This window comes from Arcobacter defluvii, assembly GCF_013201725.1.
Classification (GTDB): Bacteria; Campylobacterota; Campylobacteria; order Campylobacterales; family Arcobacteraceae; genus Aliarcobacter; species Aliarcobacter defluvii.
In genome coordinates, this window is the sequence record NZ_CP053835.1 from 783,302 (window position 1) to 799,159 (window position 15,858).

Annotated in this window: 15 protein-coding genes; 3 read left to right on the forward strand and 12 right to left on the reverse strand. The window is 26.7% G+C overall.

The genetic code is table 11. The features are described from left to right. The first annotated feature begins 1 nt into the window (after position 1). The 3 genes from pth to ADFLV_RS03970 are packed head-to-tail and all read left to right on the forward strand — an operon-like array spanning position 2 to position 2,084. The gene (pth, locus tag ADFLV_RS03960; RefSeq protein WP_129011009.1) at positions 2 to 553 is read left to right on the forward strand and encodes an aminoacyl-tRNA hydrolase; all 552 of its coding nucleotides are present in this window, start codon (positions 2 to 4) and stop codon (positions 551 to 553) included. Positions 554 to 555: 2 nt separating this feature from the next. Further along, entirely contained in the window at positions 556 to 1,623 is a 1,068-nt protein-coding gene (locus ADFLV_RS03965) for an LptF/LptG family permease (RefSeq protein ID WP_014473496.1), read from the forward strand. A gap of 14 nt (positions 1,624 to 1,637) precedes the next feature. After that, complete coding sequence (locus tag ADFLV_RS03970; RefSeq protein ID WP_041654664.1) at positions 1,638 to 2,084, forward strand: NUDIX domain-containing protein; 447 nt, start codon at positions 1,638 to 1,640, stop codon at positions 2,082 to 2,084. Here the strand turns inward: ADFLV_RS03970 and ADFLV_RS03975 are convergent. From ADFLV_RS03975 to ADFLV_RS04030, 12 genes are all read right to left on the reverse strand, one after another. Continuing rightward, a complete protein-coding gene (locus ADFLV_RS03975; RefSeq protein ID WP_172658752.1) occupies positions 2,047 to 3,681 on the reverse strand; it encodes an N-acetylmuramoyl-L-alanine amidase family protein in 1,635 nt (544 codons plus the stop codon). The two genes, ADFLV_RS03970 and ADFLV_RS03975, sit on opposite strands and share 38 nt — an antisense overlap. A gap of 119 nt (positions 3,682 to 3,800) precedes the next feature. Then, positions 3,801 to 4,880 (reverse strand): nitronate monooxygenase, encoded by a 1,080-nt coding sequence (locus tag ADFLV_RS03980; RefSeq protein ID WP_129011007.1) that lies wholly within the window; start codon positions 4,878 to 4,880, stop codon positions 3,801 to 3,803. A gap of 11 nt (positions 4,881 to 4,891) precedes the next feature. Beyond that, positions 4,892 to 6,100, reverse strand: a complete 1,209-nt coding sequence (gene tyrS / locus ADFLV_RS03985; protein WP_129011006.1) for a tyrosine--tRNA ligase — start codon at positions 6,098 to 6,100, stop codon at positions 4,892 to 4,894. A gap of 19 nt (positions 6,101 to 6,119) precedes the next feature. Beyond that, positions 6,120 to 8,264: a RelA/SpoT family protein gene (locus ADFLV_RS03990; RefSeq protein WP_014473501.1), complete on the reverse strand. Its 2,145-nt coding sequence runs from the start codon at positions 8,262 to 8,264 to the stop codon at positions 6,120 to 6,122. 38 nt (positions 8,265 to 8,302) lie between these two features. After that, entirely contained in the window at positions 8,303 to 8,521 is a 219-nt protein-coding gene (locus ADFLV_RS03995; RefSeq protein ID WP_014473502.1) for a DNA-directed RNA polymerase subunit omega, read from the reverse strand. A gap of 20 nt (positions 8,522 to 8,541) precedes the next feature. Next, positions 8,542 to 9,249, reverse strand: a complete 708-nt coding sequence (gene pyrH, locus ADFLV_RS04000; RefSeq protein WP_129011005.1) for a UMP kinase — start codon at positions 9,247 to 9,249, stop codon at positions 8,542 to 8,544. A gap of 56 nt (positions 9,250 to 9,305) precedes the next feature. Then, a complete protein-coding gene (locus ADFLV_RS04005; RefSeq protein WP_129011004.1) occupies positions 9,306 to 10,373 on the reverse strand; it encodes an ATP-binding protein in 1,068 nt (355 codons plus the stop codon). Continuing rightward, complete coding sequence (gene pdxA, locus ADFLV_RS04010; protein ID WP_014473505.1) at positions 10,370 to 11,305, reverse strand: 4-hydroxythreonine-4-phosphate dehydrogenase; 936 nt, start codon at positions 11,303 to 11,305, stop codon at positions 10,370 to 10,372. Before pdxA ends, ADFLV_RS04005 begins: the two co-directional genes overlap by 4 nt. Next, on the reverse strand, positions 11,298 to 12,083 hold the full coding sequence (locus ADFLV_RS04015; RefSeq protein ID WP_129011003.1) for a pyridoxine 5'-phosphate synthase: 786 nt from the start codon (positions 12,081 to 12,083) through the stop codon (positions 11,298 to 11,300). The genes pdxA and ADFLV_RS04015 overlap by 8 nt, the downstream gene beginning before the upstream one ends. A 60-nt stretch (positions 12,084 to 12,143) precedes the next feature. Beyond that, positions 12,144 to 13,559 (reverse strand): anthranilate synthase component I family protein, encoded by a 1,416-nt coding sequence (locus tag ADFLV_RS04020; RefSeq protein ID WP_129011002.1) that lies wholly within the window; start codon positions 13,557 to 13,559, stop codon positions 12,144 to 12,146. Positions 13,560 to 13,571: 12 nt separating this feature from the next. Further along, on the reverse strand, positions 13,572 to 14,564 hold the full coding sequence (locus ADFLV_RS04025) for an SPOR domain-containing protein (protein WP_014473508.1): 993 nt from the start codon (positions 14,562 to 14,564) through the stop codon (positions 13,572 to 13,574). Positions 14,565 to 14,591: 27 nt separating this feature from the next. Beyond that, positions 14,592 to 15,854 carry a serine hydroxymethyltransferase gene (locus tag ADFLV_RS04030; RefSeq protein WP_014473509.1) on the reverse strand — a complete coding sequence of 421 codons (1,263 nt, stop codon included), beginning with the start codon at positions 15,852 to 15,854 and terminating at the stop codon, positions 14,592 to 14,594. Positions 15,855 to 15,858 lie beyond the last annotated feature (4 nt).

Here is a 15,858-nt window from a genome sequence, read left to right on the forward strand (position 1 = left end):
TATGCATTTAATCGTAGGTCTTGGAAATATTGGTGAAAAGTATCATTTAACAAGACATAATATAGGATTTTTAGTTATCGATGAGATGACTAAAAATCTTTCTACTTCAAATATAAATAATTCAAATTTCCAATCAACACTTTTAAAATCAGGATATAACCTTTTTGCAAAACCAACAACATATATGAATAATTCGGGTGTTGCTGTTCATGCTATAAAAGAGTATTACAAAATTGAGTTAGAGAATATTATTGTAATTCATGATGATTTAGATTTACCATTTGGAACAGTAAAGTTTAAAATTGGTGGTGGGCATGGTGGACACAATGGTCTTAGATCTTTAGATTCTCACATTGGAAAAGATTATATTAGGGTTAGAATAGGAATTGGAAAACCAACAGATAAAAATGATGTTGCAAATTATGTATTAAGTAACTTTTCAAAAGAAGAGTTAAATAAATTGCAAGATATAATACCACATACTATAAAAGCGATAGAAGCACTTAAAACTGAAGAAATCGATTATGTAAAATCTAAATTTACATTGAAGTAAACATGAGCATATTAACAAAATATATTTTAAAAAGATACATACTTAATTTTATTATTGTCTTAATCTCTCTTGAACTATTTTTTGTTGGAATTGATTATTTACAAAATTTTAAAAATGTTCCAACATCAGCAAATTTACAATTACTTTATATTTTATACAACAGTTTTTTTACTTTAACTTTAGCCTTACCCTTATCGATAGTTTTTGGTTGGGTTATTACTTTAGTAGTTTTTGTAAGAAATAATGAATTTGTTGCATTTAATGCTCTTGGTGCTACAAGAAAAGAGATATTTATGCCAGTTGTTTCAATTTCAATTTTACTATTATTTTTATTGATTTTTTTACAGATGACACCTCTTGCTTATTCTTATGATCAAAAAAGAAAGATATTAAATAATGAATATTTCACAAGTACAAAAAATGATATTTTTTTAAAATATAATGATTATTATGTATATTTTGAAAAATTATTACCTTTAGAAAAAAGAGCTGAAAATATACATATCTTTAGAGTAAATAATAGTGATGTTGTTGAAAGTATTATAGGAGAAAAAGCATATTTTCAAAATAATAGATGGTATGTTGTTAATGTTAAAATAATAAATAAACCCGAAAATATTGATGTAGATAATTCAAAATTAGATATAAAATATGAAAAATTTTTACATACTTTAGATGGATTTAAACCAAAAATTTTAGATAATGTATATGAAAGTAAAACAGATTTTTCTATTTTTGATGCAATTTCTGCATTGGTTTTATTAAAAGAACAAGGTATAAATACCCAAAAAATCAGAGGAGTGCTATATAATCAATTAGTTATTCCATTTTTTGTTATTCCTATATTATTATTAATTTATGCATATGCATCTTTAAATAGTAGATTTTTTAATATTGGAAAGTTTACTTCTCTTTCAATTTTTGGAACATTGATTGTATGGGGATTTTTCTTTATGTTATTCAAACTTACAAGTTCAGGCAGTATTACTCCTGAAATATCTTTATTATTACCAATGTTATTTTGGTTGATTTTCTCTACATCTGTTTATAATAAAAAAATAAATTCTTAAAAGGCTAAAACAAAATGAGATCTCATGTTAAGGCATATGGTGTTGTACCATATATGGTAAAAGGTGATGATATAAAAATATTATTATGCCGTTCAATTGCAAGTAAAGATAAATGGGGTTGTTTAAAAGGAACAAAAAATAGAAACGAAACAGCTTATGAATGTGCAAAAAGAGAGTTTATTGAAGAGAGTTCAATAAATGTTGATATTGCATTATTTGAAGATTATTTTGAACAAATAAATATAGACAAAGATATTGGTATTTGGTTAGTAAATAGTAAAAATATTGAAGATTTAGAAAAATATTTTTTAAATGATACTTTAAAAAGTAACTATTTATCTTGGGAAAATTCAAAAGTAAAGTTTTTTTCTTTAAATAATCTTCCAAGAATTAAAAATAAACAAGAGATTTTAATAAAAGAAATTACGGATTTTTTAAAAAGTAAGAATCTACACCATTAGCAATTCCATTTGCTAATAGTTGTTGATACTCTTTATTATACAATCTACGACTCTCTTCAGGATGAGATATATATCCTAACTCAACTAAAATTGATGGCATTTGTGCTCCAACTAAAACCCAAAATGGTCCTTCTCTTACACCTGAGTCACCTACATCTTTATATTTAGTACGAGCTGATTGCAAAATTCCAGCTTGTACATCAATTGCTAATTTATGAGATGCAGTTATTCTTGGACGATTTAATGATTCTAAAAATACATCTTTAGAAGAAGAACTCATTTCTCTTATATCTGATTTATTTTCAAGTGCTGCTACTCTTTTTGCTCTTTCACTTCTTGCTGGACTTAAGAAGAATGTTTCTATTCCAGCAACTTCATGAGCTTTTTCTTTTGGTACAGCATTAGTGTGAATAGAAATAAATATATCAGCATTTTTCTCATTTGCCAAAATAGTTCTATTCATAACTTTTATAAATCTATCATTGTTTCTTGTTAAAAATACTTTGTAACCTCTTTGTTTTAAAATAGTATATAAATATTTTGAAACATTTAGGTTTATAACTTTTTCATATTTTTTGTTTGGTCCAACTGCTCCAACATCATCTCCACCATGTCCAGCATCTATAACAATAATTTTATTTATTATTCTTTGTGGTGTAGTTTTAACAGCAGTATCTGTAGGTGTATTTACTGTAATTATTAATTCTCTTTGATTTAAAGAATAATTAATTTTACTATTTACTTTATTCGTTAATCTAATTCTTACTAAATTATTGCCATTTTGTGTTGAAACTATTTTGTCAATACCTAGAATATTTAATTTTAAAGGAACAATATATTTGTATTTTCCATCTATATCAAAAATATTTTCATAGTTTCCATTTTGTTTAAAAGCTCTAAACTTGATATTGTTTTTTGAATAATTTTTATTAAATTTAACAATGATTTTATTATCTTCAGTTGTTATTAATCTAATAGAATTTTTTTCATCAATAAAATCATTTGTTGGATTCTTTACTTCTTTTATAGGAGTAATTTCTTCTATTTTTTTATCTAATATTGGTTCTTTTATCTTATTAGATGGAAGATTATTTACTGTAATAATAATTTGCCGTTTATTTATACTTATTGATGAACTGATAGCTTTTTTATCTGATAATACTATTCTCAAAACATTTGGTTTAAATTGTCCAAGAGTTATTTTATCTAATCCATTAATATCAAGTTTAGTAGGTATTGCATCTTTAAAATAACCATTTATATCAAACACATCTTTATATAAACTTGTTTGATTTAACTCAAAAAATTTAATATCATTTTTATCAATATCAACATTAAAATCAATAATAATTTGATTATTTGACGTATAAACAGATTTTATAGAGTAAATAATATTAGATGAATTACTATTTTTCTTATTATCAGATGCTTTTTCTATATTAATTGAAGAAGATGTATTGTTTTGAGAATTTTTATTTTGACGAGAGATAAGAATTTCTAATTTTTTCTTATCAGGGCGAACATCTTTTTTTAATTTTTCACCTAATTCAATCACTTTTTTTAGTTCATCAATCTTTAGCTGCTCATCTTTTTTCAAAGCAGCTTTTAAAAACTCTATTTTTGCTGCTCGATATTGTTGTTCTAAATTATCAATATAAGAATTTGCAAATAACAGATTAAATGTGATGATTAGAATAAAAAATTTTTTAAAGATTTCTATTCTCCCATAGTTAATTTTTGCATTAATTCTTTTACTGTAATTATTTTATCAATTCTATAACCATTTGAACCTGAGAAAAATAGACCAGTTTCAAGATCACCTTTATATGCTGCTCCTAGTCTATCTGCAATACAATATCCAACAAGTTTAGCTTCATGACCTCTATTACATGGACTTACACAATTTGAAACACACTGAACTTTAGGTGCAGTATGATTTTCAATCGAAAATTGCAGATTTGTTCTTACACCACGTGCTGGAAGTCCAACAGGAGATTTCATAAGTTGAATATCTTCTTTTTTAGCATTAAGTAATACATTTTTAAAGTTTGCATCAGCATCACATTCAAATGTTCCTATAAATCTAGTTGCCATTTGAACACCAGCACAACCCATTGCTAAAAATTTGTCTATGTCTTTTTTATCCCAAACTCCACCAGCTGCAATAACTGGAATATTTCCCCATTTTTTTGCTTCTTCTATTACTGGAGGAACAATATTTTCTAACTGGAACTCTTCTTTATAACAATCTTCATATTTAAATCCTTGATGTCCACCACTTAGAGGTCCTTCAACAATAATTGCATCAGGAATTTTGTTATATCTTTCCCATTTTTTACAAATAAGTTTTAAAGCCCTTGCACTTGAAACTATTGGTACAAGTGCAACATCAGGATAATCTTTTGTAAATTCAGGCATATTTGTAGGAAGTCCAGCACCTGTAATAATAATATTAGCACCTGCTTCACAAGCATCATGAACAACTCTTCCATAATCATTTATTGCATACAATACATTACAAGCAAGTGGAGCATCTCCACAAATTTTTCTAGCATTATCAAAAATCTCTTTTAAAGCATCTTTACTATAAAAATTGATTACATCTTTAGGCTTATCTTTTTTTGTAATTATGTGAACATTCTCACTTTTATTTTTATAATATCCTGTTCCAACAGCTGAAATTACACCAAGTCCACCTTCTAAACTAACGCTTCCAGCTAATTGATCCCAACTTATTCCTACACCCATTCCACCTTGTATGATTGGATGCTTTATTTCATACTTTCCTATTCTCAAAATTAGCCTTTCTATTTTATTACTATCTTAGCGAAACTTTTTTTACCTTTTTGTAAAATATATTCACCTTTTTCTAAATTTAACTTATCATCATTTATTTTTTCTTGATTAATTGATACCGCATTTGCTTTTATATCCCGTCTTGCTTGTGAAGTTGAATCAACTAATTTTGAATCAACTAAAGCTTGACAAATCCAGATAGAATCTTCAAAAATAAATTCTGGCATATCTGTTGGAATGTCTTTTTTTGCGAATACTCTTTCAAATTCTTCTTTTGCTTTTTCACCAAAACCAGCACCATGGAATCTATCTACTATTTCCATTGCTAATTCTTCTTTTACTTTTTTAGGATGTAATGTACCATTTTTTACACCATTTTGAATATCTTCAATTTCTTTTAAAGATTTTGAAGATAATAATTCAAAATATCTCCACATTAGTTCATCAGAAATTGAAAGAATTTTTCCAAACATATCAAAAGGTTCATCTGTAACTCCAATATAGTTACCTAAAGATTTAGACATTTTTTGAACACCATCTAATCCTTCAAGAATTGGCATCATTAAAACAGCTTGTTGTTTTTTACAATTGTATGCTTTTTGTAAAGTTCTTCCCATTAGAAGATTGAATTTTTGGTCTGTTCCTCCAAGTTCAATATCTGTATTCATAGCAACAGAATCATAACCTTGCAATAAAGGATATAAAAATTCACTTACAGCTATTGGTGTATTTGATGCATATCTTTTTGAAAAATCATCACGTTCTAACATTCTTGCAACTGTTAAATTTGAAGCAAGTGCAATTAAACCACCTGTTCCTAACTCTTTTAGCCAAGAACTATTAAATACTACTTGAGTTTTATTTGAATCTAAAATTTTAAATACTTGTTCTTTATATGTTTCTGCATTTTTTAATACTTGTTCACTACTTAAAACTTTTCTTGTTTCACTTTTCCCTGTTGGATCTCCAATAGTTGCAGTAAAATCTCCAATCAAAAATTGAATAATTCCACCAAATTTTTGAAAAGTTGCAAGTTTTTGAATTAATACTGTATGTCCTAAATGTAAGTCAGGAGCAGTTGGATCAAAACCAGCTTTTACAAAAAAATTTTCACCTGTTTCAAAATATTTTTTTATTAATTTTTCAATTGCTTCAATATCAATTATTTCTGCGCATCCTCTTTTTATTTCATTTAATGCTTCTTTAATTCTATTTTCCATTAATTTTTTAACCCTTTAATTATTTATTATAAGCATCTTTTTTTGAAAAGAACTCGATAACTTTAACTTTTTTCTCTATTATTCTTCTTACTTCATCAATACTTGATTTATTTGTTTCAAATTCAATATCACAATATTGAATATATGAATGTTTTTGTCTTCCAAATTCTACACCTAAGATATAAAATTCATATTGTGCCATATAAGTTAAAACTTTGGCTAATTCACCTCTCGTATTTGGAATACTTATTACCATTTTGTATTGATATACACTATTTTGAGTCCATTTACAAAAAAGCATTTCTTGATTTGTTTTTATTTTATTGTAAGCTTTATCACACATTTTGTGATGAATTATAGCATCATTACCATTTCTAAATGCTACTATGTCATCTCCAAATTTAGGATGACAACAATGGTCAAATGATACAGAACTTATACTGAAATTTGAATATATTAAGATATTGTCAAATTTATACTCTTTTATTTTACTTGTTAATATCTTAAATCTAGTCATTAGACCTTTATCTCTAATTATATTTTTTTCAATAATTAATTTTGTATGTTTGAAAAAATCTAAAATTTGAGGTATTTTATACAATGATTCAACAGGATAAATTTTTGTTATATCTTCATAATATCTTGAAAAAACAGTATTAATAATATTTTTACCAGATAATTCATCAATCTCTTTTTGTCTATGTGCACAAAGTAGTTTTATCTGTTTTTTAGCACGCGAAGTTTTAATCATTTCTATCCATGAACATCGAACAACAGTCTCATCTCCAATTTCAATTGATACAATATCGGTACTTTTTAAAACAGTTAAAAGAGATTTCTTTATTTTGTTAATATGACAAGAAACAGCACGTTTACCAATATTTGTGTGAACTGCAAAAGCAAAATCATAAGCAGTTGAACCAACTGGAAGTGTAAAAACTTCTCCCTTTGGTGAATAAACTATAATCTCTTCATTATACAAATCAGCTTTTGTTTCTTGATAAAATTCTTCTATATTTTCATTTGAAAATTCTAATGATTTTAACCAGTTAAGATTTGTTGTATTTTTTACACCAGTTTTATAAATCCAATGTGCTGCTATTCCATATTCTGCAATCTTATTCATTTCAAAAGAACGAATTTGTATTTCATAAACTTTAGAGTTATAAAATACTGTAGTATGAATTGTTTGATAACCATTCTCTTTTGGAGTTGCAACATAATCTTTAAATCTTGAAATTAAAGGTTTATATTCTAAATGAATAAATCCTAAAACTTTATAGCAATCTATGTCTTTATCAACTAAAATTCTAATTGCAAATAAATCTAAAACTTCTTCAATAGAAATACCTTTTCTTTGCATTTTTAAATAAATTGAATAGTGATGTTTTATTCTTGAGTATATTTTTATTTTATCTAAATCAAAACCATTTTTTTCTAATAAATTTTTAGTAGTAGTAATAAAATTATTAAAACTTAACTGCATTGCATGTTCATGTTCTTTTAAAAAAAGATCAATTTTTTTATATTCATTTGGATAAATATAAAAAAAGGCTAAATCTTCAAGAGAATTTTTTAAAGTTGAAATTCCTAATCTATTTGCAATTGGAACATAAACAACCAATGTTTCTTCAGCAATTCTTTTTTGTTTATTTGGAGGTAAAACACTAAGCGTTAGCATATTATGAAGTCTGTCACACAGTTTTACAACTAAAACTCTTGGATCATCTATTGATGCAATAAGCATTTTTCTAAAAGTTAGTGCAGAAGAGATAATCTTAGAATCATTTGCATCTTTTGAAGTTACAAATTCATGTTCTCTTATTTCAACAATCTTTGTAAGTCCATCAACCATATGTGCAATATCACTACCCCAAGCATCATTTACAAAATCTAAAGAATATTCTGTATCTTCTACTACATCATGTAGTAAAGCAGTTGCGATGATTGCTTCATCTTTTGAAAAACTAGCAGTTACACAAGCAACTAGTATTGGATGAACACAATAAGGCTCACCACTTTTTCTAAATTGACCCTCATGTGCTTCTATAATAAAGTTAATAATTTCATATAACTTAGGTGATATATCAATCTGAGTTTTTAGTTTGTTAATAGCATCTTCAACACTATTTATGTGCTGAATTTCTTTGAAAAATTGCTCCATGTTATTTGAAACCTAAAGATAAGTTTTTTAACTTATCTTTATTTTTTATCAACAAATCCTTCAATTTTAAGAAGTCCACTTGCAATTTCATCTATTGCAATATCTGTATATTTCATTTTTTGAGTATTTAATTCTAATAAAGGTTTTGCACCTTTACTTAATTCATCTGCTCTTTGACCAACTGCAATTGCTAAAATATATCTGTCATTATCAACTTGTTTTAATGCTTTTGAAATTCTCTCTTCTAATCTTATCATACACTTTCCTTTGTATTTTTTTATTTAACGATTGAACATTTACTATAATCACCACTAATGATTTTAAGTAAATTGCCTTTTTCACTCATATTTGCAACAACTATTGGAAGTTTATTGTCTTTTGCCAATGCAATTGCTGTATCATCCATAACTTTGATATGGTCTTCTAATGCTTTATCATACGATAAAGTTTCTAATTTCTTTGCATCAGGATATTTCATTGGATCTTTATCATAAACACCATCAACTTTTGTTGCTTTTATTAACATTGATGCACCAATTTCTGTTGCTCTTAATGTTGCACCTGTATCTGTTGTGAAGTATGGATTTCCTGTCCCAGCTCCAAATATCACAACTCTACCTTTTTCTAAATGTCTCATTGCTTTTCTAACAATAAATGGTTCAGCTATTTGTTCCATTTTTATCGCAGTTTGAAGTCTTGCACTAAGCCCTTTATACTCTAAGGCTTCTTGCATTGCTATACCATTTATAACAGTTCCTAACATTCCCATATAATCAGCACTTGTTCTTTTTATTACACCATCAGCAGCGGCAGTTACACCCCGAATAATATTACCACCACCAATAACAATACCAACTTGAATATTGTTTTCTACTAAACTTTTTATCTCTTCAGCTATATAATCAAGTATTTGAGTATCAATACCATAACCTTCAGCACCAGCTAGTGCTTCACCAGAAAATTTAACAAGTACCCGTTTGTTCATATGTTTTTTTCCTTCAATAATTTTTGGATTTTATCTAAAAATATATTAACAAATTCTTAGCTTATAGCCCATTCATAAAAAGGAATTACATTTATTTTAATTTTTGGGTCATTAATTTTTTCACTATTTGAAATAGTTATTATATTTATTTCATTTATATTTAATTCAGATGCATTTTTTATTATTTTTTTTACTAAATTATTATTTAAAGAAGTATTAAAGAATGGAATTGAAACTATTGCTATATTTTTAGATTTTATATAAAAATCAATATTATCTAAATAAAAAATTTCGTCATTTTTATTTAAAAGTTCTAAAAAAATCATATTTGAAAATTCATTTTTAAACTTTTTCGTATATGATATGGCATTTAAAAAAGAGTAATTGTAGCAAAAGATTTTTTTTGATGTTTTTTCTTGATTATATTTTGATAAAAAAAATATAATTTTATTATTTTCTAAAATTTTGCAGATTTCATAAAATTTATCTTTTGAGAGTTTGATTTTTGTTTTTAGTGAATTAAACAATTGAAAAAGGGATTTTTTTTCATCAATATTTTCAATCATTATTTTAATTATTTCATATTGTGTCTCATCTTTACAAATAAGTTTAATAATCTCTTGTAACCGTTGAATTTTTTTATGCTCCTCAAGATTTATAATTTCAGGAAGATTTCCAAATTTTAAAAAACTATTAAAACTTTGAGTAATATTTTGATGTTTATTATCATGTAAAAGATACTCTTCAAAATCTAATGCATTTAGATTTATTTGCTCAAAACCTTCAATATTTTGTTTCGAGGTTGTTGAAATTATGATGTTCTCACATTGAGGAAGTAAGAAAGAAAAATCAAAATTTTCTAAAATTAAAACACTAATTTCATTTTTTTTTATAAATTCTTGTAAATTTTTTGAAATATCATTTAAATCATTTCTCAAATCTGAGAAATCTACATAAAGATAATCTTTTGCTTTAAAATTTGATAAAAAATCATAAATTAAATAACTTTTTCCTGTCTTTGGAGCACCACTTATGATAGTTTTTGGATTTTCAATTTTGACTTTTCTTTCTATAAAATTAATTTTCGAAAAATTAATTTCATAGCAAGCTTCTAAATTTTTCATTTTTGTTTTGATACTAAATTTATTGCTTCTTTTATTGCATTTATATAACTTTGAGTATTTACATTTTCATTTTTATATGCAATGTTAAATGCAGTTCCATGGTCAACAGAAGTTCTAATTATTGGTAAATTTAGGCTTACATTTATACTTTCATCAAAATATAAAGCTTTGAGTGGAGCTAATCCTTGATCATGATACATAGCAACAAAATATGTATAATTTTTTCTTGAAAGAGGAGAAAATGCTGTATCTGGAACTAATGGCCCTTTAAAAATATCTTTTCCTAAATGTTTATTTGCTTTTTTTATAGCTTTAAAGATTTCTACCTCTTCATCACCTAAAACACCATTATCACTAGCATGAGGATTTAAGCCTAAAACACCGATATTATCATTTTTTACATTGTTATAAAAATCTATTAAAAATTGAGTTAGATCTTCTTCATTGATTTTTTTTGCAACTTTTCTTAAAGCAATATGTTCTGTAAATAAAGCTACAAACATTTTAGAACAACCAAGCATCATAATGGCATTTTTACCAAAATAATCTCTTAAAACTTCTGTATGACCTTTGTATCTTATTCCAGCTTTATTCCAAGATTCTTTATTAATAGGAAGTGTACATATTGCATCAACTTCTTTTTTATTTGCTAAATTTATTGCATCCATAAATGAATCATAAGAGTATTTACCTGATTTTTTTGTAACTGTTCCTGGTTTTATTTCAAATTCACCTTTTGTTTTATGAATTTCAAAATTTTCTGGAATTTTAGTTTTCAACTCTTCAGAAGCTTTTTTTAACATTTTATTATTAATGCAATAAATTGGGTGACAAATTTTTGAGATATCATCATGACATTTAAATGCTATTTCAATTCCAATACCATTTAAATCACCTATACTTATAGCTATTTTAGGTAGTTCTTTAGTCATTTTTTATTAATTCTTTCATATCAATTATTGCTTGATTTAATCCTGTAAAAATAGAACGTGCAATTATACTTTGACCTATATTTAACTCTTCAATTTCAGGTACTTTTGAAATAAAAGTCACATTTTGATAGTTTAATCCATGCCCCGCTGCAACTTTTAAGCCTAATTTTTTTGCAAGTTTTGAAGAATTTTCAATCTCTTTTATAGATTTATTAAGTTTTATTTTTAATTCACTTTTACTTAATTCTAGCTCTTTTATTGAGTGATGAGTTGAACTTAAATTTGAATAAAGCATTGCATAAATATTCGCAAATGTTCCAGTATGAAGTTCAACCCATTCAACTTCTAACTCTTTTGATAATTCAATAATTTCATCTTTTGGATCAATAAAAAGAGAAACTTCAATCTCATTTTGGTGAAGTTTATCTATTACTTTTTGTAATTTTTCAAAATTTCCTTTGACATCAAGTCCACCTTCTGTTGTAACTTCATTTCTATTTTCAGGTACAAGAGTAGCCCTTGTTGGTTTTAATTTACAAACTATATCTATAATATCACTATTTATTGAACATTCTAAATTTACTGGAAGAGAAGAATTATTTATTATAGCAATCGCATCTTCATCGTGAATATGACGTCTATCTTCTCTTAAATGAATAGTTATTTGGTTTGCACCAGATAGTTTACATATATTAAGTGCATCAAGGGGATTAGGGTCGTTTATCTTTCTAGCTTCTCTCAAAACTGCAATGTGGTCAATATTTACACCAAGTAACAAATTGTATCCTTTAATATTGGCTTTTTAGTATGAAATAATAGCCAATATTAAATTAAGAAATTAAGATAAGTCTTTTAAAGTTGAGATATTAGCTGCAAGTTTATTTTGAACTTCAAGATATTCAAGTTCAGGATTAGAATCAGCAACAACTCCAGCACCTGCTTGGAAAATTACTGTATCATCAGTTAACATAGTAGTTCTTATTGTAATTGCACTATCCATATTTCCATCAAAACCAAAATAAGCAATACTTCCAGAATAGAAGTTTCTTTTTATTCCTTCAAATTGTGCTATTAATTCCATTGCTCTTATTTTTGGAGCTCCTGTCATTGTCCCAGCTGTAAAAGTAGCCATAAATAAATCAAACATATCGTATTTGTCATCAATTATAGCTTCAACATCAGAAACCATATGCATAACGTGAGAATATCTCTCCACTCTCATCAAGTCTGTTACTTTTACAGTTCCTGGCCGTGCAACACGTCCTACATCATTTCTCCCTAAATCTACAAGCATGATATGTTCTGCTCTCTCTTTTGCATCATTTACCATCTCAAGTTCAAGTTCTAAATCTCTATCAGGATTTTTCCCTCTTTTTCTTGTACCTGCAATTGGTCTTAAAAGTAAATGCCCATCAACAAGCCTAATCATAACTTCTGGACTACTCCCTGCAATAGTGAATCTTTCAAATTCAAGTAAGAATAAATAAGGACTTGGGTTTTTACTTCTTAATGCTCTATAAAAACTTAAGTGATCCACGATAGCTTTTTGAGTGAATCTATTTGACATTAAAATTTGAAAAACATCTCCTGCTTTAATCATCTCTTTAGATTTTGAAACCATTTCAAAAAATTTTTCTTTTGTAAAATTGAATTTACCTTCATCTAAAATAGTTGCTTTTTTTAAAGGAGCATATGAATAAGTTGTATAGAGAATATCTTCAATTATATCTAGTTCATTTTTTTTAGATTCGACAGATGTAACCATAACAAGTTTTGAAGTTTTATGAGAAAATCCTAAAATTATATTTGGTCTTATTAAGTCCAAATCAGGAATATCTAGTTGATCAACTAAATTATTCATTGAATTTTTTAATTTTGGTTCAAATTCTTTTCCAATATCATAACCAACATTCCCAATAAAACCATCTATTAAACTAATTCCTAATTCTAAAGCTTTATCTTTGTATATTTGTTTATCAAAATTTTTATAATATTTTTTTAAAAAAGCTAAAGGATTTGAATCTACAATTTGAACATCACCTTGTTCATTTTTATAATAACAAGTATCTTTGTCATACCAAACTCTTTCTCTATCTCCTATAATTATATAAGAGTAACTCCCTTCATTCGAATTAGTATTAATTGTACTTTCGAATAAAAAAGTAATCTCATTTTGATATAATGATTTTACTTTTTCATAAATTGAAACAGGTGTGAATTGGTCTAAAAAAAGTTCTTTTGTGTAAAAATTCATAATTTTCTCTTTTTAAAATTTAACAACAAAGGCACTTGTAAGATTAAGTTTTTGTTTTATGTCTTCCACACTTTCAGATGCAGCTGCTTTTGATGAATATGGTCCAATTAAAACTTTATTATATGTTACGCCTTTTATTTCTTGTTGATAAACTTTATATTTAAATTTGGCATTTCTTATTGTATTTATATAACTATCAGATGGTTTTTTTGTAAAAGCTCCAACTTGAACAAAATATCCAGATGAAATTGATGAAGAAGATGGCGAATCCATTAAATCTCTAACAGATTTTTTTTGTTCAACATTTCTTTCACTAACTTCTTTTACTGTATTAGCTTTTTTTTCTGATGTTTGAACTACTTTTTCTTTTTGAGTAGATTTTTTTTCTTCTATTTTTTTTATAGTTTCATCTAAAGTTTCATTAGAAATATTAGAAGGTGCTTCCTCTTGAATAGTTTCTCTTTCTTGTTGAGGCTCATTATCTGTTGTTTGTTGCATATTTTGAAGCCTTTGATCTGCTGGAATTGCATTTTCAGGGATCATTGGTTCATTTGAATCTTTTTTTACTCTTTCATTAATAATTTTTTGGAAATTTTCCTCAATATTATTATTTTCAGATAATTTTTTTATTTCTGAAGAGTTAGCATTATTTGATGTGAATTGATCATCCTTAGCTGGATCATTTGTAAGAAGTCTTATAATAATAATAGTTAATAAAAATAGTACTACAAGAACAATACCTAAGATTAGGTATTTTTTCTTATTTTCTTCATTATTATCATTTGAAGTTCCAAGCATAATATTATCAAGTTCATGTTCATTTGATTCAAATTGCGTATTTCTATTTAAACCAATTGAATCATTATTCATATTTAAATTATTATTAAGATTAATATCGTTAATTGAAACTTCAACTTCTTCAAGTTCACTTAGCTTTCGCTCTAACTCTTCTCTTTCTTGTTGAAGTTGAACTTTTTTTATGAACTCTTCACCTTTTATTTGCATAACTTATCCTTATTTTATCTCTAAATCCTAGAAAGTCGATTGATTGTAAATCACAAAGTTTGAAGCAAGTTCTTCTAACTCTTTGCTGATTTTAGCATGTAATGCTGAATCTTCAATGTTATCTAATACATCACAAATTTTGTTTGCAATAATTTCAAACTCTTTTTCTTTCATCCCACGTGCAGTTAATGCTGGACTTCCTATTCTAATCCCTGATGTTACAAATGGACTTCTTGTCTCACCTGGAACTGTATTTTTATTTACAGTAATCCCTGCATTTCCTAAAGCTGCATCTGCATCTTTTCCACTGAATGGTTTATTTAAAAATGATACTAAAATTAAGTGATTATCTGTTCCACCACTTACGATGTCATATCCTCTTTTTGTAAGTACTTCTGCTAATACTTTTGCATTTGCTTTTACTTGTTTTGCATAATCTTTCCATGATGGATCTAAAATCTCTTTAAATGCAACAGCTTTTGCAGCAATTACATGAACAAGTGGTCCACCTTGTAATCCTGGGAAAATAGCACTATTTATTTTTTTAGCAATGTCTTCATCATTTGTCATAATCATACCACCTCTTGGACCTCTTAAAGTCTTGTGAGTAGTAGTTGTAACAACATCAGCATATGGAAATGGACTCATGTGTTCACCAGCAGCAACAAGTCCTGCTATGTGAGCAATATCAGCAAATAAAATAGCACCAACAGCATCAGCTATTTCTCTGAATTTTTTAAAGTCAATTTCTCTTGCGTATGCAGAAGCACCACATACAATGATTTTTGGTTGACATATTTTTGCAATTTCCATAACTTTGTCATAATTGATTCTACCATCTAATTCAACACCATAATAAAAAGCAGAATAGTTTTTACCAGAAAAAGAAGGTTTAGAACCATGAGTTAAATGTCCACCATGAGATAAATCCATACCTAAGATTTTATCACCAGCACTTAATAATGCAGCATAAACAGCACCATTAGCTTGGCTTCCTGAATGAGGTTGAACATTAGCATAAGTACAACCAAAGATTTTACAAGCTCTATCAATTGCTAATTGCTCAACAGCATCAGCAAACTCACAACCACCATAATATCTTTTATAAGGATAACCCTCAGCATATTTGTTAGTAAAAACAGAACCCATAGCTTGCATAACAGCAGGACTAGTGAAGTTTTCACTAGCAATCATTTCTAAATGATTTGTTTGTCTTTTTAATTCATTTTCTATTATTGAAAATACTTCATTATCTGCTTCTTTTAGATTTGCGCTTGATACAAAACTCATCTTC

What these genes read in the sequence shown, in the direction of transcription:
- pth (WP_129011009.1), top strand. Translation starts at nt 2, where the DNA reads ATGCATTTAATCGTAGGTCTTGGAAATATTGGTGAAAAGTATCATTTA.
- ADFLV_RS03965 (WP_014473496.1), top strand. Translation starts at nt 556, where the DNA reads ATGAGCATATTAACAAAATATATTTTAAAAAGATACATACTTAATTTT.
- ADFLV_RS03970 (WP_041654664.1), top strand. Translation starts at nt 1,638, where the DNA reads ATGAGATCTCATGTTAAGGCATATGGTGTTGTACCATATATGGTAAAA.
- tyrS (WP_129011006.1), bottom strand. Translation starts at nt 6,100, where the DNA reads ATGGAAAATAGAATTAAAGAAGCATTAAATGAAATAAAAAGAGGATGC.
- ADFLV_RS03990 (WP_014473501.1), bottom strand. Translation starts at nt 8,264, where the DNA reads ATGGAGCAATTTTTCAAAGAAATTCAGCACATAAATAGTGTTGAAGAT.
- ADFLV_RS03995 (WP_014473502.1), bottom strand. Translation starts at nt 8,521, where the DNA reads ATGATAAGATTAGAAGAGAGAATTTCAAAAGCATTAAAACAAGTTGAT.
- pyrH (WP_129011005.1), bottom strand. Translation starts at nt 9,249, where the DNA reads ATGAACAAACGGGTACTTGTTAAATTTTCTGGTGAAGCACTAGCTGGT.
- ADFLV_RS04005 (WP_129011004.1), bottom strand. Translation starts at nt 10,373, where the DNA reads ATGAAAAATTTAGAAGCTTGCTATGAAATTAATTTTTCGAAAATTAAT.
- pdxA (WP_014473505.1), bottom strand. Translation starts at nt 11,305, where the DNA reads ATGACTAAAGAACTACCTAAAATAGCTATAAGTATAGGTGATTTAAAT.
- ADFLV_RS04020 (WP_129011002.1), bottom strand. Translation starts at nt 13,559, where the DNA reads ATGAATTTTTACACAAAAGAACTTTTTTTAGACCAATTCACACCTGTT.
- ADFLV_RS04025 (WP_014473508.1), bottom strand. Translation starts at nt 14,564, where the DNA reads ATGCAAATAAAAGGTGAAGAGTTCATAAAAAAAGTTCAACTTCAACAA.
- ADFLV_RS04030 (WP_014473509.1), bottom strand. Translation starts at nt 15,854, where the DNA reads ATGAGTTTTGTATCAAGCGCAAATCTAAAAGAAGCAGATAATGAAGTA.